General features: G+C 69.3%; 23 protein-coding genes. 19 read left to right on the top strand and 4 right to left on the bottom strand.

The window, feature by feature from the left end:
• Nucleotides 1-4 precede the first annotated feature (4 nt).
• Both ADE01S_RS04915 and ADE01S_RS04910 read right to left on the bottom strand, forming a co-directional pair.
• Entirely contained in the window at nucleotides 5-742 is a 738-nt protein-coding gene (locus ADE01S_RS04915) for an anti-sigma factor family protein (protein WP_062680353.1), read from the bottom strand.
• Nucleotides 739-1,311, bottom strand: a complete 573-nt coding sequence (locus ADE01S_RS04910; protein WP_082775703.1) for a sigma-70 family RNA polymerase sigma factor — start codon at nucleotides 1,309-1,311, stop codon at nucleotides 739-741. Before ADE01S_RS04910 ends, ADE01S_RS04915 begins: the two co-directional genes overlap by 4 nt.
• A 154-nt stretch (nucleotides 1,312-1,465) precedes the next feature.
• Between ADE01S_RS04910 and ADE01S_RS04905 the strand changes: the two genes are divergently transcribed.
• The 3 genes from ADE01S_RS04905 to ADE01S_RS04895 all read left to right on the top strand — a co-directional run bounded on the left by ADE01S_RS04905 (nucleotide 1,466) and on the right by ADE01S_RS04895 (nucleotide 3,585).
• The gene (locus ADE01S_RS04905) at nucleotides 1,466-2,569 is read left to right on the top strand and encodes a catalase family peroxidase (RefSeq protein WP_062680352.1); all 1,104 of its coding nucleotides are present in this window, start codon (nucleotides 1,466-1,468) and stop codon (nucleotides 2,567-2,569) included.
• Nucleotides 2,566-3,120 carry a cytochrome b gene (locus tag ADE01S_RS04900; protein ID WP_062680351.1) on the top strand — a complete coding sequence of 185 codons (555 nt, stop codon included), beginning with the start codon at nucleotides 2,566-2,568 and terminating at the stop codon, nucleotides 3,118-3,120. Before ADE01S_RS04905 ends, ADE01S_RS04900 begins: the two co-directional genes overlap by 4 nt.
• Nucleotides 3,121-3,198: 78 nt before the next feature.
• Complete coding sequence (locus ADE01S_RS04895; RefSeq protein WP_062680350.1) at nucleotides 3,199-3,585, top strand: cupin domain-containing protein; 387 nt, start codon at nucleotides 3,199-3,201, stop codon at nucleotides 3,583-3,585.
• 61 nt (nucleotides 3,586-3,646) lie between these two features.
• On the opposite strand, the gene ADE01S_RS04890 is transcribed toward ADE01S_RS04895, so the two are convergent.
• The gene (locus tag ADE01S_RS04890; protein WP_075873471.1) at nucleotides 3,647-4,354 is read right to left on the bottom strand and encodes a succinate dehydrogenase iron-sulfur subunit; all 708 of its coding nucleotides are present in this window, start codon (nucleotides 4,352-4,354) and stop codon (nucleotides 3,647-3,649) included.
• A 64-nt stretch (nucleotides 4,355-4,418) separates the two neighbouring features.
• Nucleotides 4,419-5,327 (bottom strand): LysR family transcriptional regulator, encoded by a 909-nt coding sequence (locus tag ADE01S_RS04885; RefSeq protein WP_062680349.1) that lies wholly within the window; start codon nucleotides 5,325-5,327, stop codon nucleotides 4,419-4,421.
• Nucleotides 5,328-5,446: 119 nt separating this feature from the next.
• Between ADE01S_RS04885 and ADE01S_RS04880 the strand changes: the two genes are divergently transcribed.
• From ADE01S_RS04880 to ccmI, 16 genes are all read left to right on the top strand, one after another.
• Entirely contained in the window at nucleotides 5,447-6,409 is a 963-nt protein-coding gene (locus ADE01S_RS04880) for a 3-hydroxyacyl-CoA dehydrogenase family protein (RefSeq protein WP_062680348.1), read from the top strand.
• Nucleotides 6,406-7,260: a beta-keto acid cleavage family enzyme gene (locus ADE01S_RS04875; RefSeq protein WP_062680347.1), complete on the top strand. Its 855-nt coding sequence runs from the start codon at nucleotides 6,406-6,408 to the stop codon at nucleotides 7,258-7,260. The genes ADE01S_RS04880 and ADE01S_RS04875 overlap by 4 nt, the downstream gene beginning before the upstream one ends.
• A gap of 218 nt (nucleotides 7,261-7,478) precedes the next feature.
• Entirely contained in the window at nucleotides 7,479-7,637 is a 159-nt protein-coding gene (gene napE, locus ADE01S_RS04870; RefSeq protein ID WP_042793085.1) for a periplasmic nitrate reductase, NapE protein, read from the top strand.
• A gap of 23 nt (nucleotides 7,638-7,660) precedes the next feature.
• Entirely contained in the window at nucleotides 7,661-7,978 is a 318-nt protein-coding gene (locus ADE01S_RS04865) for a chaperone NapD (protein WP_062680346.1), read from the top strand.
• Nucleotides 7,962-10,457: a periplasmic nitrate reductase subunit alpha gene (gene napA / locus ADE01S_RS04860; protein WP_062680345.1), complete on the top strand. Its 2,496-nt coding sequence runs from the start codon at nucleotides 7,962-7,964 to the stop codon at nucleotides 10,455-10,457. The genes ADE01S_RS04865 and napA overlap by 17 nt, the downstream gene beginning before the upstream one ends.
• Before the next feature lie 20 nt (nucleotides 10,458-10,477).
• Nucleotides 10,478-10,957: a nitrate reductase cytochrome c-type subunit gene (locus tag ADE01S_RS04855; protein WP_062680344.1), complete on the top strand. Its 480-nt coding sequence runs from the start codon at nucleotides 10,478-10,480 to the stop codon at nucleotides 10,955-10,957.
• Nucleotides 10,958-10,972: 15 nt separating this feature from the next.
• Nucleotides 10,973-11,611 (top strand): cytochrome c3 family protein, encoded by a 639-nt coding sequence (locus tag ADE01S_RS04850; protein ID WP_062680343.1) that lies wholly within the window; start codon nucleotides 10,973-10,975, stop codon nucleotides 11,609-11,611.
• The gene (gene ccmA, locus ADE01S_RS04845; protein ID WP_062680342.1) at nucleotides 11,598-12,281 is read left to right on the top strand and encodes a heme ABC exporter ATP-binding protein CcmA; all 684 of its coding nucleotides are present in this window, start codon (nucleotides 11,598-11,600) and stop codon (nucleotides 12,279-12,281) included. The genes ADE01S_RS04850 and ccmA overlap by 14 nt, the downstream gene beginning before the upstream one ends.
• Nucleotides 12,247-12,912: a heme exporter protein CcmB gene (ccmB, locus tag ADE01S_RS04840; protein ID WP_062680341.1), complete on the top strand. Its 666-nt coding sequence runs from the start codon at nucleotides 12,247-12,249 to the stop codon at nucleotides 12,910-12,912. The genes ccmA and ccmB overlap by 35 nt, the downstream gene beginning before the upstream one ends.
• Before the next feature lie 22 nt (nucleotides 12,913-12,934).
• A complete protein-coding gene (gene ccmC, locus ADE01S_RS04835; protein ID WP_062680340.1) occupies nucleotides 12,935-13,717 on the top strand; it encodes a heme ABC transporter permease CcmC in 783 nt (260 codons plus the stop codon).
• Complete coding sequence (gene ccmD, locus ADE01S_RS31120; RefSeq protein ID WP_082775702.1) at nucleotides 13,714-13,887, top strand: heme exporter protein CcmD; 174 nt, start codon at nucleotides 13,714-13,716, stop codon at nucleotides 13,885-13,887. The genes ccmC and ccmD overlap by 4 nt, the downstream gene beginning before the upstream one ends.
• Nucleotides 13,884-14,357, top strand: a complete 474-nt coding sequence (gene ccmE / locus ADE01S_RS04830; protein WP_062680339.1) for a cytochrome c maturation protein CcmE — start codon at nucleotides 13,884-13,886, stop codon at nucleotides 14,355-14,357. The genes ccmD and ccmE overlap by 4 nt, the downstream gene beginning before the upstream one ends.
• Nucleotides 14,354-16,360: a heme lyase CcmF/NrfE family subunit gene (locus ADE01S_RS04825; RefSeq protein ID WP_062680338.1), complete on the top strand. Its 2,007-nt coding sequence runs from the start codon at nucleotides 14,354-14,356 to the stop codon at nucleotides 16,358-16,360. The genes ccmE and ADE01S_RS04825 overlap by 4 nt, the downstream gene beginning before the upstream one ends.
• Entirely contained in the window at nucleotides 16,360-16,881 is a 522-nt protein-coding gene (locus ADE01S_RS04820) for a DsbE family thiol:disulfide interchange protein (protein WP_062680337.1), read from the top strand. The genes ADE01S_RS04825 and ADE01S_RS04820 overlap by 1 nt, the downstream gene beginning before the upstream one ends.
• On the top strand, nucleotides 16,878-17,348 hold the full coding sequence (locus tag ADE01S_RS04815; RefSeq protein WP_062680336.1) for a cytochrome c-type biogenesis protein: 471 nt from the start codon (nucleotides 16,878-16,880) through the stop codon (nucleotides 17,346-17,348). Before ADE01S_RS04820 ends, ADE01S_RS04815 begins: the two co-directional genes overlap by 4 nt.
• The coding region (gene ccmI, locus ADE01S_RS04810; protein WP_062680335.1) for a c-type cytochrome biogenesis protein CcmI at nucleotides 17,345-18,243 on the top strand (899 nt) is incomplete at its 3' end. The genes ADE01S_RS04815 and ccmI, both read left to right, overlap by 4 nt.

The raw sequence follows: 18,243 nt of genomic DNA, 5'->3' as shown, positions 1-18,243 counted from the left end.
TGTCCTAACTGCGCACGGCGGGGAACGACCCCGGCGCGTCGTCCCCCGACGTGACCAGCGCATAGTTATACCCCTGCCCCGACCAATAGCGGGCGAGCAGGTCGCCGTCGCGCCGGCTGCCTTGCGCCAGGAACTGATTGCCCGGTCCGGGCGGACGGATGTAGAACGTGGCGCGCTGCCCGGCGTTCTCGTAGATCACGATGGCGGCCGGCCCCTGGTCGGTCGCCAGCAGGCGTCCGGCCACGGGCTTGAAGCCGCCGGCGCTCAAGTCGGGCATACGCTGGGCGCTGGAGAAGTAGCCGTCCAGCCAGCCCTGCAGGTCGCCGGCATCGGCGCGCACGTCCGGCCGCGGCGCGTCCGCCGAGGCAAACATGCGATAGGCCTGCATCGCGTCCTGCATGGGCAGAATCCGGTTGGCCGCGGCCATATCCCGCGCGCTCCAGCCCGTGATGCCGCCTATCGCGACCGCCACGACCAGGCTGGCCGCCATGGCCAGGCGGCGACGCGAACGGCTGCGCAGCCGGGCTCGCACCGCGACGGGATCCAGCGCGGGATTGGGCGGCAGGCTGTCCTGGCCGGCCATCGCGCGCAGCCGCCGCGCATCGCGTTGCCAGGCAGCGAGCTCTCGTTCCTCCTCCGGATGCGCATGCAGGTAAGCCTGCATCTCCTGACGCTGCGCCGGGTCGAGCTGCTCATCCACAAACGCGTTGCGCGCCAGGTCGTCGATAGTATTCTTGTTCATTTCAGTATCCTCAGATGGCCCTCGCCGGCCTGGCCCTCGTGCAGTTCGCGCAAGGCGCTGCGCGCGCGCGACAGGCGCGACATCACCGTGCCCAGCGGCACGTCGAACAGGTCGGCCACGGCCTTGTAGCTCATGCCTTCCACGCAAACCAGCCACAGCAACGTGCGCTGGGCCTCGGGCAGGCGCTCGAAGACATCCAGCGAAGATCGCGCGATCGCCTCGCGTTCCGCCGAGGGCGCGGCCGCGTCGGACCCTGCGAACCAGTCGAGCAGCCGCGCATAACGGCGCGTCCGGCGTTGGGAATCGAGAAACTGCCGGTACAGAATCGTGAACAGCCAGGCCCGCACGTCGCCTTGCGGCCGGCGGCTGGACCAGCGCGTCAAGGCCCTTTCCAGGGTGGACTGCACCAGGTCGTCGGCCGACACCGGGTCGCGCGTCAGGCGCAGGCCAAACCGCCGCAGACGCGGCAATAGCTGGCGCAGCACGGCGTCGGACAGCTCGTCCGACGCCGTGGCGTCGTCGTCGAGGGATACCGGGCCGTGTGCAGGCAATCGTACCGGTCGAATCATGTCGGGGTTCCCATCCAGGCCAGCGCCCGTTGCGCCACAAGCTTACAGGCCAATACGGTAAGACGCCGCCCGGGCGGGTTTATTCCCTGGGGGAATAAATTCTCCGGCCCTCCGTCTTACAGGGGAATTCAGCGCCCTACGGGCAAGGAGCCTCATGCAACAAGGACCCCAAAGCGATGCCCGGCCGCTCAATGCCCGGCAAACCTGTCTGCGTCTGGGCGCGATCGGCGCCATCCTGCTCTTCTCGGGCGCCGCCTTTGCGTATGTGGGCGGCTGGCTGGACCCGCAGCGCCTGACCCCGGCCCGGGTAGTGGATGCCCTGGAAGCCAACAGCGGCGTTCATGCGGGTTTTCGCCGCAACCACGCAAAAGGAGTCTGCGTGGTCGGCCAATTTGAAAGCAGCGGCGCGGCGCAAGCCCTGTCCACGGCAACGGTGTTCGCGCCGGGCAATACGCCGGTAGTAGGACGGCTGGCCTTGCCCGGAGGCAATCCCTACGCGCCGGATTCCAGCGTCCCCATCCGCAGTTTCGCATTGCAGTTCACCTCTCCCAATGGAGAGCAGTGGCGCACCGGGATGAACAGCATGCCCGTGTTCCCGCTCAACACACCGCAGGCGTTCTATGACCAGCAACTGGCCGCCCGCCCCGATCCCAAGACGGGCAAGCCCGACCCGCGGCGCATGCAGGCCTTCTTCGCGGCCCACCCCGAAACGGCGCCCTTCCTGGCGTGGGTCAAGACCGCCAAGCCGTCGGCCAGCTACGCCACCGAAAGCTATTACGGCCTGAATGCCTTTTATCTTGTCGACGCGCAGGGCAAGCGGCGGCCCGTGCGCTGGCGCGTGGAGCCCCTGGAAGCCGCAGCCGCGCCTTTGGCCGAGCCGGCGCATGGCGCCGACTATCTTCAGGCCGACCTGCAACAACGCCTGGCGAAGGGCCCGTTGCGCTGGCGATTGCTGGTAACGCTGGGAACCGCGGACGATTCCACTCGCGACGCCACCCGGCAATGGCCGGCCGATCGTCCCACCGTCGACGCCGGCACCGTGGTGATCACCCGCAGCGCTTCGCAGGATGAAGGTCCCTGCCGCGACGTGAATTACGACCCGACCGTATTGCCTCGCGGCATCGCCATTTCCGACGATCCGCTCTTGCCGGCGCGTTCGGCCGCCTACGCCACGTCTTATGAGCGCCGTACCGGCGAAGGGCCTCCCCCAGGCGCCATGGCTTCCTCCCCTTCCACCCGACCGGAGCGCGCGCAATGAGTTTGCCGACCTATCCAAGTTATCCGTCCCCGGCCAGGTTCAGCCTGCTGGCACGCCTGCTGCACTGGCTGATGGCCATCGGCATTCTCGCGATGCTGTTCATCGGCGTAGGCATGGTGGCTTCGGTTTCCGAACGGCACCAATGGCTGATACAGATCCACAAGCCCTTGGGCGTGGCGCTATTGGCGCTGGCTTGCATACGCCTGGGCACGCGCCTGTACAAAGGGGTTCCCGCCTTGCCCGCCGCCATGCCGGGTTGGCAGCGCCACGCCGCGCTGGCCTCGCACATCCTGTTGTACGCGCTCATGTTCGCGATGCCGCTCATCGGTTGGGCCATGGTGTCGGCCGGCGGCTATCCGGTGATGGTGGGCAGTTGGCAACTGCCGCCCATCGCGCCTGCCGACGCGGCCTGGTTTGCCTGGCTGCGCGGGGCGCACCGCTATCTGGCTTTCCTGCTGTTTGCCACGGTGCTGCTGCACCTGGGCGCGGCGCTGTTCCATGGCTGGATACGACGCGACGGCGTGCTGGAATCGATGACACGCGGCCGCTGAGACGGCCTGGCGGCCGGCCCCGCGCCGGGCCCGGCCGCTACAATGCCTTCGTTCCCGTAAACGGCACCGGAGGCGCTCATGGCGCTGAAGCACGCGAATCCCCTGGAAGTCATCGACCTGTTCCATCGGCCGGCATCGACGGAGCCGGAGCCCCCCGTCAGCATCAGCCTGCTGCGGACCACGGATCTACAGCTGATCCGGCTGGTTCTGCCGGCCGGACACCGGATGCCCTCGCACCAGGTTCCGGGCGTGCTGACCCTGCATTGCCTCTCGGGTCAGGTCGACGTCGAAACGCCGGCGCGCCAATGCACCCTCGCCGAGGGGCAACTGGTAATGCTGCAAGGCGGCGAGCCCCACAGCCTGCATGCGCGCGCGCCCACGGTCGTGCTGCTGACCCTGATCCACCAGCCCCCCGAGGCCTGGCGCCCGAGGGAAACGCCGGACGAAAGCGGCGCGGGCGACTAGGGCCTGTTAACACCAAAAGAAGCCTCGCACAGGCCCGCAATCGGGCGCCTGGCTCAGCCGCCTAGATCATTCGCCGCGCCATCATCCCGCGGATCTTGCCGATGGCCCCGGACGGGTCCAGCCCCTTCGGACAGATATCGGTGCAATTCATGATGGTGTGGCAGCGGAACAGCCGGTAGGGATCGTTCAGGTCGTCCAGGCGCTCGGACGTGGCCTGATCGCGCGAATCGACCAGGAAGCGATACGCCTGGAGCAAGCCCGCCGGCCCGACGTACTTGTCGGGATTCCACCAGAACGAGGGACAGGCGGTCGAACAGCAGGCGCACAGAATGCACTCGTACAGGCCGTCGAGCGCTTCGCGCTGCTCGGGCGATTGCAGGCGCTCGCGTTCCGGCGGTGGATCGGCGTTGATCAGGTAGGGCTTGATCGAGTGGTATTGGATGAAGAACGCCGACATATCGACGATCAGGTCGCGGATCACGGGCAGGCCGGGCAAGGGCCTCAGCACGATGCGTTCGGGGAGCTCATTCAGATTCGTCACGCAGGCCAGGCCGTTCCTGCCGTTGATGTTCATCGCGTCCGAGCCGCAGACGCCTTCTCGACAGGAACGGCGAAAACCGATGGAGTCGTCGATGCCTTTGAGGTGCACAAGCAGATCGAGCAGCATCTTTTCGCCGGGCGCGGCCTCCAGCTCGAATCTCTGCATGTACGGCGCGGCGTCCTTGTCGGGGTCGTACCGGTAGATTTCGATGGTTCGATGATTTGTCACGAAGCGCTCCTTCGTCCGGCGTCCTGGCGGGCCGAACCATCGTAGCAGAGGCTTCGCGCGGGCCCTAACGCGGCTGCGCCGCCAGGTAGTCCTTCAAGGCCTGTACCAGCGCGGCGGCCGCGGGCGAGAGGCTGCGGTTGCGCGAGGTGACCAGGCCGATGGAGCGCTCGGCCACCGGGCCGATCAGCGGACGCTGCACGATGCCGTTCTGCGCCACGGCGCCGGCCGCGATCTCGGGCAGCGCCGCGACGCCGAATCCGCACTCCACCATGGCGACGATGGTGGTCAGGTGCTCGGCCTCGAAGGCCGGCACGAAGCGGATGCGGTTCTGCAGGAAGGCCCATTCGGTGTATTGGCGCACGCTGCTGGGCTGCACCATGGACACGTGCGCGGCGTCGGCCGTGTCCGCCCAGCGCAGCGGCCCGCGGGTGCGGGCCAGGGAATGGGCCTCCGGAATCAGCAGCAGGAAGCTGTCGGACATCAGGGGCACGTAGTGCAGGTCCGCATGCTGGGGATCGGCGGCCGTCAGCGCGAAGTCCACCTCGCCCGCGCGCACCAGGTCGAAGGCCGGGCCCGACAAGGTGTCGTGCAGTTTCAGGGCGACCAGGGGATGGGCCTGGCGATAGGCCATGAGCACGCGCGGCAGCAGCCGCGCGGCCACCGAGGGCAAGGCCGCCACCGATACCTGGCCCTGCTCGGCGTTGACGATGCCGCTGACGGCGGAGACCGCGTCGCGGAAGGCCGCCTGCAGGTTGGCGGCCTGCTGCATGAAGACCTCGCCGGCCGCGGTGAGCCGGACGGTGCGCGTGGTGCGGTCGAACAGCCGCACGCCGAGCGCGTCCTCGATGCGCTGCACCTGCGTGGACAAGGCCGATTGCGACAGGTGCAGCTGGGCGGCCGCCTGGCGGAAGTTGAGGGTGCGACCCAGCACCAGCGTCGTATCGATATCGCGCATCGAAAGATTGATCTGCATGGGGGGCACCGTCTTAATTGATCTGATTTCAAGATCATTCTATCCAAAAAATCTGATTCATCAATCAAACAGGCTTCTCTACACTCGGCCCCAGCGTAGTTTCAGACAAGGAGCAAACCATGCAGACGGACGCGAAAGCGCTGCCCAATCCGGGCGCGGCGCACGCGGTGGTGGTGGGCGGCGGCACGATGGGCGCCGACGTCGCCGTGGTCTTGACCCGCGCGTCCTGCCGGACGACGGTGATCGAATCGAATCCCGAACGCGCCGCCGGTCTGCCGGCCCGCGTCGCGGAGAACCTGGACAATATCGGCCGCAAGGAAAACGTGGCGCTGCTCGCCACGGCGCCCGACCTGGACGGCGTGGACTGGGCCGGCGTGGATCTGGTGATCGAGTGCATCCCCGAGCGCCTGGACATCAAGCAGGCGCTGTTCGCGGACCTGGAGCGGCGCGCCCGTCCGGACGCCATTCTGGCCAGCAACAGTTCCAGCTTCCCGATCAGCGCCATCGGCCAGGGCCTGGCCACCCGCGGCCGCATGCTGGGCCTGCACTTCTTCATGCCCGCGCACCTGGTGCCGCTGGTCGAGGTGGTGCTGGGCGAAGCCAGCGACCCCGCCTGCGCCGACTCGCTGATCGCCTTCATGCGGCGCTGCGGCAGCGTTCCGGTCCGGGTCGGCCAGGACCTGCCGGGCTTTCTCGCCAACCGGCTGCAGCATGCGCTGTCGCGCGAAGCCTTCGACCTGATCGATCGCGGTATCGCCTCGCCCGAGGACGTGGACGCGGCCGTGCGCTTCGGCTTCGGCTTCCGCTTCCTGGCGGCCGGCCCGGTCATGCAGCGCGACCACGCCGGCATCGACGTGCATGCCGCCGCCGGCGCCACCATGTATCCCACCTTCTGCAATGCCGACCATCCGGCGCACTGCCTCACCGAGCGCGCGCAGGACGGCCGCCACGGCATGAAGGCGGGAGAAGGCTTCTACGCCTGGACCCCGGAAACCATCGCGGCCGAGCGCGCGCGCTACGACCGGCTGCTGCGCGCGGGCCTGGACCTGATCGCCCCCGAACTGCCGGAGATCCAGCCGTGAGCGCCCTGCCCTACGCCCCCGCCGCGCTGGCGGATTCCCCCGTCGTCATCACCGTGGCGCCCAACGGCGCCTATAAGCAGGCCGCGGACCATCCGGCCGTGCCGCTGACCGCCGGGGACCTGGCGCGGGAGGCACGCGCCTGCCTGGACGCCGGCGCGGCCATGATGCACATGCACGTGCGCAAGCCCGACGGAAGCCACCTGCTGGACGCGCAGGCCTACCGCGACGCGCTGGCCGCCGTGCGCCGCGCCGTGGGCGACGAGCTGCTCGTGCAGGTGACCAGCGAGGCCGCCGGCGTCTACAAGGCCGCCGAACAGATCGCGCTGGTGCGCGAGCTGCAGCCCGAAGCCGTCTCGATCGGACTGCGCGAGATCGCCGTGCCGGACATCCCGGAGGCCGAACTGGCCGCCTTCCTCGCCTGGATCGCCGAGCGCCGCATCATGGCGCAGATCATCCTGTACGACGAAGCCGACGTGCGGCGCTGGCTGGCCTTGCGGCAGCGCGGCATGGTCCCGCCCGGGGCCTGGTCGGTGCTGTTCGTGCTGGGCCGCTATAGCGCGGGCCAGACCTCGTCGGCCTACGACCTGCTGCCCTTCCTGGCCGCATACGACCAGTCGCTGCCCTGGGCGGTCTGCGCCTTCGGCCCCGAGGAGAACGCCTGCGTGACGACGGCCGCGGCCTTCGGCGGCCACATGCGGGTGGGCTTCGAGAACAACCTGAAGCTGCGCGACGGCGGCCTGGCGCCCGGCAACGCGGCGCTGGTGGCGCAGGCCGCGGAAGGCGCGCGCGCCCTGGGCCGGCCCCTGGCCGGCGCGGCCGACGCCCGCCGCATCTACGGGGCGGTCCGCTAGGACGGCTCCTCGCGCAGGAGCTTCCCGAAAGATCCCGGAGGGCCGGCGGATTGCGCTCCGCCGGCCTGTTTTCCCCTAACGTTATGTGCTTAGATATATAGCGTTGCGCGCGGTATTTTTCGCCGTGCCGCAACATTGACGCCGCTCAAAGCCATCTGCTAAAAACCTCGACATCCGCACGTTAAACGCAATGCCCCAACGTCGTAGCGAGGTGGTGTGTGCAAAACGAGTCTGATGGCTACACAAAGCCGCAGGAATTGCGCAGTTTCCTGTTCCTGACGGCAGTCATGGCCCCCGTCCTGTCGGTGATCATCGTGGCGGGCTACGGTTTCCTCGTCTGGTTCTATCAGCTGTTCGCCGGCCCCCCCGGCAGCTGATGCGACGCGACGGAACCCCTCCCATGTCCGCGCTCCCCCACACCGCGCCGTCCGCGACGGCGCCAGAGTTGCACATCGCCAGCATGGTGGTGCACGCCACGCCGCGCCGCCTGCCCGATGTCCGCCAGGCGATCCTCGCGATCGCCGGCGCCGAAATCCACGGCGCTTCCGACACCGGGAAACTGGTGGTCACCCTGGAAGCCCCCTCCACCGACGACATGATGGCCCGGATCTCCGAGATCCAGCGCCTGGATGGCGTGCTGGCTTCGGCGCTGGTCTACCAGCACGCCGACACGCTGGACGCGATGAACGAGGAGATTGACGATGGCAATGGCTCGTAGAGACTTCATCAAGCAATCCGCCGCCGCCGCGGCCGCCACCGTGGCCGGGATCCCGATCGTCGGCTACACGCAGAACATCGTCACCGAGTCCGAAGCGGCCAAGCTCAAGTGGTCCAAGGCGCCCTGTAGGTTCTGCGGGACCGGCTGCGGCGTGAACGTCGCGGTGAAGGACAACCAGGTCGTGGCCACGCACGGCGACTTCAACGCCGAGGTCAACAAGGGCCTGAACTGCGTCAAGGGCTACTTCCTGTCCAAGATCATGTACGGCAACGACCGGCTGACCCAGCCGCTCTTGCGCATGAAGGACGGCAAGTACGCCAAGGACGGCGAATTCGCGCCGGTGTCCTGGGACCAGGCCTTCGACGTCATGGCCGAGCAGTTCAAGCGGGTGCTCAAGGACAAGGGGCCCGAGGCCGTGGGCATGTTCGGCTCCGGGCAATGGACGGTCTGGGAGGGCTACGCCGCGCTCAAGCTGATGAAGGCGGGCTTCCGCTCCAACAACCTGGACCCGAACGCGCGCCACTGCATGGCCTCGGCCGCGGTGGGTTTCATGCGCACCTTCGGCGCCGACGAGCCCATGGGCTGCTACGACGACATTGAGAACGCCGATGCCTTCGTGCTGTGGGGCTCCAACATGGCGGAGATGCACCCCATCCTCTGGACCCGCGTCACCGACCGCCGCCTGTCCGCGCCCAAGACCAAGGTGGCCGTGCTCTCCACCTTCGAGCACCGCTCGTACGAGTTGGCCGACCTGACGCTGACCTTCACCCCGCAGACGGACCTGGCGATCCTGAACTACATCGCCAACTACATCATCCAGACCAAGCGCGTGAACCGCGACTTCGTGGACAAGCACACGGTGTTCCACGAAGGCAACGCGGACATCGGCTATGGGCTGCGCCCGGACCACCCCTTGCAGAAGGCCGCCAAGAACGCCGACAAGGCCGGCGGCTCGCGCCCCATCACCTACGATGAATTCGCCAAGTTCGTCTCCAAGTACGACCTGGACTACACGTCCAAGCTGAGCGGCGTGCCCAAGAAGCAGCTGCAGGATCTGGCCGAGCTCTACGCCGACCCGAAGATCCGCGTCACCTCCTTCTGGACCATGGGCTTCAACCAGCACACGCGCGGCGTGTGGGCCAACAACATGGTCTACAACATCCACCTGCTCACGGGCAAGATCTCCACCCCGGGAAACAGCCCGTTCTCGCTCACCGGCCAGCCTTCCGCCTGTGGCACCGCGCGCGAGGTGGGCACGTTCTCGCACCGGCTGCCCGCCGACCTGGTGGTGACCAATCCCAAGCACCGGGCTCATGCCGAAGAACTGTGGCAACTGCCCGACGGCACCATTCCCAGCAAGGTGGGCGCGCATGCCGTGCTGCAGAACCGCATGCTCAAGGACGGCCAGATCAACGCCTACTGGGTGATGGTCAACAACAATATGCAGGCCGCCGCCAACCTGATGAACGAGGGGCTGCCGGGCTACCGCAATCCCGAGAACTTCATCGTGGTGTCGGACGCCTACCCCACCGTCACCACCATCTCCGCCGACCTGATCCTGCCGGCGGCGATGTGGGTGGAAAAGGAAGGCGCCTACGGCAACGCCGAACGCCGCACGCAGTTCTGGCACCAGCTGGTCAACGCGCCCGGCCAGGCGCGCTCCGACCTCTGGCAGCTGATGGAATTCTCCAAGCGCTTCAAGGTCGAGGAAGTCTGGCCGGCCGACCTGCTGGCCAAGAAGCCCGAATACCGCGACAAGACCCTGTTCGACGTGCTCTTCGCCAACGGCAAGGTCAACCGCTACCCCAACAGCGAGCTCGACAAGGACTACGCCAACCAGGAATCGGAAGCCTTCGGCTTCTACGCGCAGAAGGGGCTGTTCGAGGAATACGCCGAATTCGGCCGCGGCCACGGCCACGACCTGGCGCCCTTCGACACCTACCACGAGGTGCGCGGCCTGCGCTGGCCGGTGGTCAAGGGCAAGGAAACCCTGTGGCGCTACCGCGAAGGCAGCGACCCCTACGTGAAGCCGGGCGCGGGTTTCGAGTTCTACGGCAACCCGGACGGCCGCGCGGTGATCTACGCCCTGCCCTACGAGCCGCCGGCGGAATCGCCGGACAAGGAATACCCGTTCTGGCTGTCGACCGGACGCGTGCTGGAACACTGGCACTCCGGCTCCATGACGCGGCGGGTGCCCGAACTGTACAAGGCCTTCCCCAACGCGGTCTGTTTCATGCATCCGGACGATGCGCAGGAAATGGGCCTGCGGCGCGGCGTCGAGGTCGAAATCGTGTCGCGGCGCGGCAAGATGCGCACGCGGCTGGAGACCCGCGGACGCGACAAGCCGCCGCGCGGGCTGGTCTTCGTGCCCTGGTTCGACGCCGGCCAGCTGATCAACAAGGTCACGCTGGACGCCACCGACCCCATCTCGTTCCAGACCGACTTCAAGAAGTGCGCGGTCAAGATCGTCAAGGTCTGAAAGGCGAACCGGAGACAGCCATGAAGAACCTACGCGCCCTCACCCTCTCGCTCTGCGCCGTCCTCGGTTCGGCCGCCTGGGCGGCGCCGCCGCTGGAAGTGGAAGATCCGATGCGCGGCCCCACCCCGATCGCCCAAGAAACCGATCCGCCGCTCATCAGCCCGATCGAGAACAAGGACATCAAGCGGATGCGCACGTATTCGATGCAGCCGCCCACCATTCCGCACAAGATCGACGGCTACCAGATCGACAAGAACTTCAACCGCTGCCTGGCCTGTCACGCGCGGGTCAACACCGAGGAAACCCAGGCGCCGCCCCTGAGCGTGACCCACTACATGGACCGCGACAGCAACGTGCTGGCCGAGGTGTCGCCGCGCCGCTACTTCTGCGTGCAGTGCCACGTGCCGCAGGCCGAGGCCAAGCCGCTGGTGAGCAACACCTACCAGGACATCGACGTGATCCTCAAGCGCCTGACCGCTCCGGCGTCCGACAAGAAGTAAGGGGCGGAGGCAGCCATGGTCAAACTCATCAAGCGCTACTGGAACATCGTCCGCCGCCCCAGCGTGCACTTCAGCCTGGGTTTCCTGACGGTGGGCGGGTTCATCGGCGGCATCCTGTTCTGGGGCGCCTTCAACACCGCCATGGAGCTCACCAACACCGAGAAGTTCTGCACCGGCTGCCACGAAATGCGCGACAACGTGTACGCCGAACTCAAGGGCACGATCCACTTCACCAACCGCTCGGGCGTGCGCGCGCTGTGCTCGGACTGCCACGTTCCGCACAACTGGACGGACAAGATCGCGCGCAAGATGCAGGCGTCCAAGGAAGTGTGGGGCAAGATCTTCGGCACCATCGACACGCGCGAGAAGTTCGTCGACAAACGCCTCGAACTGGCGCAGCACGAGTGGGCCCGCTTCAAGGCCAACGATTCGCTCGAATGCCGCAACTGCCACAACTACGACTACATGGACTTCACGCGCCAGAGCGTGCGGGCGCAGAACATGCACTCCACCTATCTGGCCGACAAGAGCAAGACCTGCATCGACTGCCACAAGGGCATCGCCCACAAGCTGCCCAACATGCCGCCCGGCCAGACCTCGTTCGCGCCCGAGCCGGCGGGGACCGGCAAAGAGGTCGCGCATGCGGCCCGCTGACGCGCCGCCGCCCATCCTCTGCGCGCACGGCCTGACCAGCCGGCGCGGCGGTCCGCGGGGCCCGGCCCCGGTGGACTTCGAACTGCACGCGGGTCAGTTGCTGCACGTGCGGGGCGCCAACGGCAGCGGCAAGACCAGCCTGCTGCGCATGCTGGCCGGCCTGCTGCGGCCGCTGGCGGGCAGCGTGCTCTGGCACGGCGCCGACGCGCGCCGCAACCCTTCGGCCTACCACGCCCAGGCGGCATTCCTGGCGCACGGCAACGGCCTGTGCGGCGAGCTGAGCGCCGTCGAGAACCTGCGCTATGCCCTGCACGTCGCCGGCACGCCGCGGCCCGAGCCGCGCATTGCCGGCACGCTGCGCGACTGGCGCCTGGACGGCTGCGCCGACAGCCCCGCCTCGCGCCTGTCCCAGGGGCAGGCGCGCCGGCTGGCGCTCGCGGCGATCGTGCTGGGCGGCAAGTCCCTGTGGCTGCTGGACGAGCCCGATGCCGGACTGGATGCGGTCAGCCTGGAGCAACTGCGCGCGGCGCTGGAGGCCCACCTGGCCGCGGGCGGGGCCGCGGTGGTGGCCTCGCACCGCGAGCCGGGCACGGCCGCCGCTCACACGCAAACCCTGGATATGGATGACTACGCGGATGCTGGCTACGCTGTCGCAGTTGGCGTTACGTGAGGTCCGGCTGGCCTGGAGACGGCCGGCGGACACGCTGGGCGCCACCCTGTTTTTCGTCGTGGCGGGCACGATGTTCCCGCTGGCCGTGGGCCCCGACCCGGCGCTGCTGCTTGCCATCGGACCGGGCGTCCTGTGGGTTTGCGCCCTGCTGGGCGTCCTCCTGACGCTGAACCGCCCTTTCGCGCAGGACTACGACAACGGCGCGCTGGAACAGTTGCTGGTGTCGCCGCACCCCTTGCCGCTGCTGGTGGGCGCGAAGCTGGCCGCGCACTGGTTCAGCAGCTGCCTGCCGCTGATCCTGGCCAGCCCCGTGCTGGCGCTGCAATTCGGCCTGCCGCCGGACGCCATCGGCATCCTCGTCCTGTCCCTGCTGCTGGGCACTCCCACGCTGGCCCTGGTGGGCGGGCTGGGCGCGGCGCTTACGCTGGGCCTGCGCGGCGGCGCCCTGCTGCCGCTGCTGGTGCTGCCCCTGTACGTGCCGGTGCTGATCTTCGGCGCGGGCGCGGTCTCGGCCACGCATGCGGGCCTGGGCGCCGGGCCGCAGCTGTCGCTGCTGGGCGCCTGCCTGTGCCTGGCGATCCTGTTGTGCCCCTGGAGCGCCTCTGCGGCGCTGCGCGTGGCGCTGGACTGAAGGCCCCGGAAACCAAGACGCCATGCACAAGCACCCCGCCCTGGACGCCTCCCCCTCCGCCCTCTCCGGCGCGGGCTGGCTGCGCTACGCTTCGCCGGCGCTGTTCTACCCGCTGGCCGGCCGCCTCATCCCCTGGCTGGCGCTGACCGCCGCGCTGCTGGCCTGCGCGGGGCTGTACGTGGGCCTGGCCGTGGCGCCCACCGACAGCCAGCAAGGCGAGGTCTACCGCATTCTCTTCATCCACGTGGCGGCGGCCTGGATGTCCATGTTCCTTTACCTGGTCATGGCGCTGTACGCGGCGCTGGGGCTGATCTTCCACACCCGCCTGTCGTTCATGATGATGCGGGCGCTGGCGCCCACCGGCGCGCTGTTCACCTTCCTGACGCTATGGACCGGCGCGCTGTGGGGCAAGCCGACCTGGGGCACCTGGTGGGTGTGGGACGCGCGGCTGACCTCCGAACTGATCCTGCTCTTCCTGTACCTGGGATTCATGGCCTTGCAGTCCGCCTCGGACGACACGCAGCGGGCGGACCGCGGCGGCGCCATCCTGCTGCTGGCCGGCGTGATCAACGTGCCCATCATCTATTTCTCGGTGCAGTGGTGGAACACCCTGCACCAGGGTGCCTCCATCAACCTGACCTCGGCGCCCAGCATGGCGACCATCATGGTGACGGCGATGCTGCTCATGGTGGCGGCGTTCTGGCTCTACAGCGCGGCCGCGGCGCTGGCGCGGGTGCGCGGCATCATCGCCGACCGCGAACCGGCCGCCGCGCGCCCCGCGCGCGCTTCCCGGGAGGCGCGATGAGCTGGGACGCGCTGTTCTCGATGCAGGGCCACGGCCCCTACCTGCTGGGCGCCTATGGCGTGACCCTGGCGCTGATCGGGCTGGAAGCCTTCGTGCTGTGGCGGCGCGCCCGCGCCCGCCGGGCGGCGCCGGACGCCCGCCCCGCCCGCGCCGACGGAGCCCGGCCATGAGCCCGCGCAAGCGCCGCGCCCTGGCCATCGCGGGCGGCCTGGGGCTGCTGGCCCTGGCCGCCGCGCTGGTGCTCAACGCCCTGCAATCCAACCTGGTGTTCTTCTTCAGCCCGACGCAGGTGATGGCCAAGGAAGCGCCGGCCAGCGGCAGCTTCCGCGTCGGCGGCCTGGTCGAGCAGGGGTCGCTGCGCCGCGAGGCCGACGGATTGACCCTGCGCTTCGTGGTGACGGACACCGCCCACACCGTGCCGGTGAGCTACCAGGGCCTGCTGCCCGACCTGTTCCGCGAGGGCAAGGGCGTGGTGGTGGCGGGCAAGCTCGGGCCCGACGGCGTGTTCCGCGCCACCGAGGTGCTGGCCAAGCACGACGAGAACTACATGCCGCCCGAAGCCGCCGACGCGCTCAAGCGCGCCGGCGCGGCGGACGCGGGCGCCGCGCCGGCCCAGGCCATGCGGGCGGAGGCGCGATGATTCCGGAGATCGGCCTGTTCAGCCTCATCCTGGCGCTGCTGGTGGCGCTGGCGCAGGGCATCCTCCCCCTGGTCGGCGCGGCCACCGGCTGGCAGGCGGGCTTGCGGGTGGCGCGCCCCGCCGCCGTGGGGCAATTCGGCCTGACCACCGTGGCCTTCTTCTGCCTGGCCTGGGCATTCGTGGACAACGATTTCTCGGTGCTCTACGTGGCGGCCAATTCGCACGCCGACCTGCCCGCCGGCTACCGCTTCGCCGCGGTCTGGGGCGGGCACGAGGGATCGCTGCTGCTGTGGCTGTACCTGCTGACCGCCTGGAGCCTGGCCGTGGCGCTGTGCAGCCGGCAGTTGCCGCTGCCCTTCGTCGGGCGGGTGCTGGCGGTGATGGGCTGGATCAGCGTGGGCTTCCTGCTGTTCCTGCTGTTCCTGTCCAATCCCTTCGAGCGCCTGATGCCGCCGGCCATGGCCGGGCGTGACCTGAATCCGCTGTTGCAGGATCCCGGCATGATCGTGCATCCGCCCATGCTGTACATGGGCTACGTGGGCTTTTCCGTGGCGTTCGCCTTCGCCATCGCGGCCCTGCTTTCCGGCGAGCTGGACGCGATGTGGGCGCGCTGGGTCCGCCCCTGGACGCTGGCCGCCTGGACCTTCCTGACCATCGGCATCCTGCTGGGCAGCGCCTGGGCGTACTACGTGCTGGGCTGGGGCGGCTGGTGGTTCTGGGACCCCGTGGAGAACGCCTCGTTCATGCCCTGGCTGGCGGGGACGGCGCTGATCCATTCGCTCATCGTGACCGAGCGGCGCGGCGCCTTCCGCAGCTGGACCGTGCTGCTGGCCATCTGCGCCTTCTCGCTCAGCATCCTCGGAACCTTCCTGGTGCGCTCCGGCGTGCTGACCTCGGTGCACGCCTTCGCCGTGGACCCGGGCCGCGGGCTGTACATACTGGCCTTCATGATGGTGATCGTGGGCGGATCGCTGGCCCTGTACGCCTGGCGCGCGCCCAAGGTGGGCCTGGGCGGCGGCTTCTCGCTGCTGTCGCGCGAGTCCCTGCTGCTGTCCAACAACGTGGTGCTGACGGTGGCGGCCGGCTCGGTGCTGCTGGGCACGCTGTATCCGGTGGTGCTGGACGTGCTGGAGTGGGGCAAGATCTCCATCGGCCCGCCCTACTTCGAAGCCGTGTTCGTGCCGCTCATGACGCCCGCCATCTTCCTGATGGGCGTGGGGCCGGTGGCGCGCTGGAAGCAGGCCGAACTGCCGGACCTGGCCCGCCGCCTGCGCATCGCCTTCGCGATCAGCGTGGCCACGGCGGTGCTGCTGCCGCTGGCCATGCCTGGCCCGGCGCGCCTGGGTTCGCCCATGGTCATCCTGGGCCTGTGGCTGGCCGCCTGGTCGGTGGCAAGCGCCGCCAGCCACGCCTGGCAGCGCCTGACCGACGGCGACGGCCACTGGCTGCGCCGCCTGGGCCGCCAGCCGCGTGCCTGGTACGGCATGCTGCTGGCGCATGCCGGCATCGGCATCTTCATCGCGGGCGTCACGCTGGCCAACGGCTACGAGGTCAAGCAGGAATTGAGGCTGGAACTAGGCGAGACGCGCGAGGCCGGCGGCTACCAGTTCACGTTCGCCAGCGTGGGGCCGGCCGCCGGCCCCAACTACAGCGCGCAGCGCGCTGTCTTCCCCGTCACGCGCAATGGCAAGCCGGTCGTCACCCTGTATCCGGAAAAACGCCTCTACACCGTGCAGGACATGGCCTTGAGCCAGGCGGACATCGACAGCGGCTTCACCCGCGACCTGTTCGTGGCGCTGGGCGAGCCGGTGGGCGCCAACGCCTGGACGGTGCGCCTGCAAGTCAAGCCCTTCATGACCTGGATCTGGTCGGGCTGCATCCTGATGGCGCTGGGCGGCCTGCTGGCGGCCGGCGACAAGCGCTACCGCCGCGCGCTGGAAGCCCAGGCGCGCACGCGCGACGCCGTCGCGCCCCATGCCCGGCCCACGCGGGAGGGCGCCTGATGCTGCGCTACCTGCTGCCGCTCGCCGCGTTCCTGGCGATGGCCGTGTTCCTCGCGATGGGCCTGTCGCGCGACCCGCGCGCGGTGCCGTCCGCCATGATAGACAAGCCCGCCCCCGCCATCGGCCTGCCGGTGCTGCTGGCGCCCGGCCAGAAGCTGGAGGTGCAGGCCATGCGGGGCCAGGTCTGGCTGCTGAACGTCTGGGCCTCCTGGTGCGGGCCGTGCCGCGACGAACTGCCGGTGCTGCGCGAGGTTTCCCAGCGCCACGGCATTCCGCTGTACGGCCTGAACTACAAGGACAAGCCGGAAGACGCCGCGGCCTGGCTGGCGCGCAACGGCAATCCCTACATCGCCTCGGCCAGCGACGCCGACGGCCGCGTCGGCATCGAGTACGGCGTCTACGGCGTGCCCGAAACCTTCGTGATCGATAAGGACGGCCGCATCCGCTACAAGCAGCTGGGCCTGATCACGCCGGAAATCTGGCGCAGCCGCATGCTGCCCGCGATCGAGGCACTGAGATGACGCGGCCTGCCTCCCTGCTCCCGGCGCTCGCGCTGGCGCTGGCCCTGCTGGGTCCGGCGCCCGCGCCGGCCCAGGCGCCCGCCGCGCCGGCGCTGTCCGCGGCCCAGGAACAGCGCGCCGACAAGCTGGCGCACGGCCTGCGCTGCCTGGTCTGCCAGAACCAGACCCTGGCCGAATCCAACGCGCCGCTGGCGCAGGACATGCGCAACCTGATCCGCGGCCAGCTCGCCGAAGGCCGCACCGACGCGCAGATCATGCGCTTCTTCGAGGATCGCTACGGCGATTTCGTGCGCTACGACCCGCCCTTCAAGCCCATCACCTGGCTGCTATGGCTGGGCCCATTCGCCCTGCTGGCGCTGGGCTTCGCCGTGCTGCTGCGCACGCTGCGCCGCCGCGCCGGCGCCCGCGCCCCGCTGACCGCGGACGAGCGCGAGCGCGCCGCCCGCTTCCTGGATACCGGCTCATGACCGCGCTCTGGCTCGTCGTACTGGCGTTGCTGCTGGCGACCCTGCTCTGCCTGATCCCGCCGCTGCTGCGCCGCGCGCCCTCGGCCGAGCCGGCCGCCAGCGCCAATGTGCGCGCCTTCTACCTGGCGCAGCGCGAGCAGCTGCAACGCGACCTGAAGAACGGCAGCCTCAGCGCCGCCGAGCGCGCGCGCGCCGAAGAGGAGCTGCAACGCGACCTGCTGCAGGACCTGGACCTGCGCCGCGAGCGCGCCGCGCCCTGGGCCGGGCAACGCGCCGGCGTGGCGGCCGCCTGCCTGTTGAGCGTGCTGATCCCGGTCGCCGCCGTGCTGCTTTATGGGCAACTGGGCAACCCGCGCGCGGCGGCCGACGCGGCCAGCGCCGCCGCCGCCCTGTCCGCCGAACCGCACGCGGGTGCCTCGGGCGACGACATGACGCTCGTGATCAACGCGCTGGCCCAGCGCCTGCGGGCCGCGCCGGACGATGCCGACGGCTGGTACATGCTGGCGCGCTCCTATGAAACCCTGGGGCGTTACACCGACGCGGTGGCCGCCTACCAGCAGGTGCTGCGGCTGGTGCCCGGCCAGCCCGCGGTGCTGGCCGACCTGGCCGACGCGCTGCTGTCCGCCAGCCAGGGCACGCCGGACGCGGCCTCCATCGGCGCGGTGGCGCAGGCGCTGGCCGCCCAGCCGGACCAGCCCAAGGCGCTGGCGCTCGCGGGCATGATGGCCTTGCGCCGCGGCGACGCGGCCGAGGCCCTGGCGCATTGGGAACGGTTGCAGGCCCAGTTGCCGCCGGACTCGGAGGCGGCCAGGCAGATCCAGTCGAATATCGCCCAGGCGCGCGCGATGGCCGCCGGGTCGGCGCCGGCGACGGCCGCGGCGGCGCCCGCCGCGCC

The sequence above is a fragment of the Achromobacter denitrificans NBRC 15125 genome (assembly GCF_001571365.1).
Lineage (GTDB): Bacteria > Pseudomonadota > Gammaproteobacteria > Burkholderiales > Burkholderiaceae_B > Achromobacter > Achromobacter denitrificans.
This window is presented reverse-complemented; position numbering and strand designations above follow the sequence as displayed.

What these genes read in the sequence shown, in the direction of transcription:
- ccmE (WP_062680339.1), top strand. Translation starts at nt 13,884, where the DNA reads ATGAGCCCGCGCAAGCGCCGCGCCCTGGCCATCGCGGGCGGCCTGGGG.
- ADE01S_RS04855 (WP_062680344.1), top strand. Translation starts at nt 10,478, where the DNA reads ATGAAGAACCTACGCGCCCTCACCCTCTCGCTCTGCGCCGTCCTCGGT.
- ADE01S_RS04885 (WP_062680349.1), bottom strand. Translation starts at nt 5,327, where the DNA reads ATGCAGATCAATCTTTCGATGCGCGATATCGATACGACGCTGGTGCTG.
- ADE01S_RS04905 (WP_062680352.1), top strand. Translation starts at nt 1,466, where the DNA reads ATGCAACAAGGACCCCAAAGCGATGCCCGGCCGCTCAATGCCCGGCAA.
- ADE01S_RS04880 (WP_062680348.1), top strand. Translation starts at nt 5,447, where the DNA reads ATGCAGACGGACGCGAAAGCGCTGCCCAATCCGGGCGCGGCGCACGCG.
- ADE01S_RS04915 (WP_062680353.1), bottom strand. Translation starts at nt 742, where the DNA reads ATGAACAAGAATACTATCGACGACCTGGCGCGCAACGCGTTTGTGGAT.
- ADE01S_RS04895 (WP_062680350.1), top strand. Translation starts at nt 3,199, where the DNA reads ATGGCGCTGAAGCACGCGAATCCCCTGGAAGTCATCGACCTGTTCCAT.
- ADE01S_RS04865 (WP_062680346.1), top strand. Translation starts at nt 7,661, where the DNA reads ATGTCCGCGCTCCCCCACACCGCGCCGTCCGCGACGGCGCCAGAGTTG.
- ADE01S_RS04820 (WP_062680337.1), top strand. Translation starts at nt 16,360, where the DNA reads ATGCTGCGCTACCTGCTGCCGCTCGCCGCGTTCCTGGCGATGGCCGTG.
- ccmA (WP_062680342.1), top strand. Translation starts at nt 11,598, where the DNA reads ATGCGGCCCGCTGACGCGCCGCCGCCCATCCTCTGCGCGCACGGCCTG.
- ADE01S_RS04910 (WP_082775703.1), bottom strand. Translation starts at nt 1,311, where the DNA reads ATGATTCGACCGGTACGATTGCCTGCACACGGCCCGGTATCCCTCGAC.
- ADE01S_RS04815 (WP_062680336.1), top strand. Translation starts at nt 16,878, where the DNA reads ATGACGCGGCCTGCCTCCCTGCTCCCGGCGCTCGCGCTGGCGCTGGCC.
- ADE01S_RS04825 (WP_062680338.1), top strand. Translation starts at nt 14,354, where the DNA reads ATGATTCCGGAGATCGGCCTGTTCAGCCTCATCCTGGCGCTGCTGGTG.
- napA (WP_062680345.1), top strand. Translation starts at nt 7,962, where the DNA reads ATGGCAATGGCTCGTAGAGACTTCATCAAGCAATCCGCCGCCGCCGCG.
- ccmB (WP_062680341.1), top strand. Translation starts at nt 12,247, where the DNA reads ATGCTGGCTACGCTGTCGCAGTTGGCGTTACGTGAGGTCCGGCTGGCC.
- ccmD (WP_082775702.1), top strand. Translation starts at nt 13,714, where the DNA reads ATGAGCTGGGACGCGCTGTTCTCGATGCAGGGCCACGGCCCCTACCTG.
- ADE01S_RS04900 (WP_062680351.1), top strand. Translation starts at nt 2,566, where the DNA reads ATGAGTTTGCCGACCTATCCAAGTTATCCGTCCCCGGCCAGGTTCAGC.
- ADE01S_RS04850 (WP_062680343.1), top strand. Translation starts at nt 10,973, where the DNA reads ATGGTCAAACTCATCAAGCGCTACTGGAACATCGTCCGCCGCCCCAGC.
- ccmC (WP_062680340.1), top strand. Translation starts at nt 12,935, where the DNA reads ATGCACAAGCACCCCGCCCTGGACGCCTCCCCCTCCGCCCTCTCCGGC.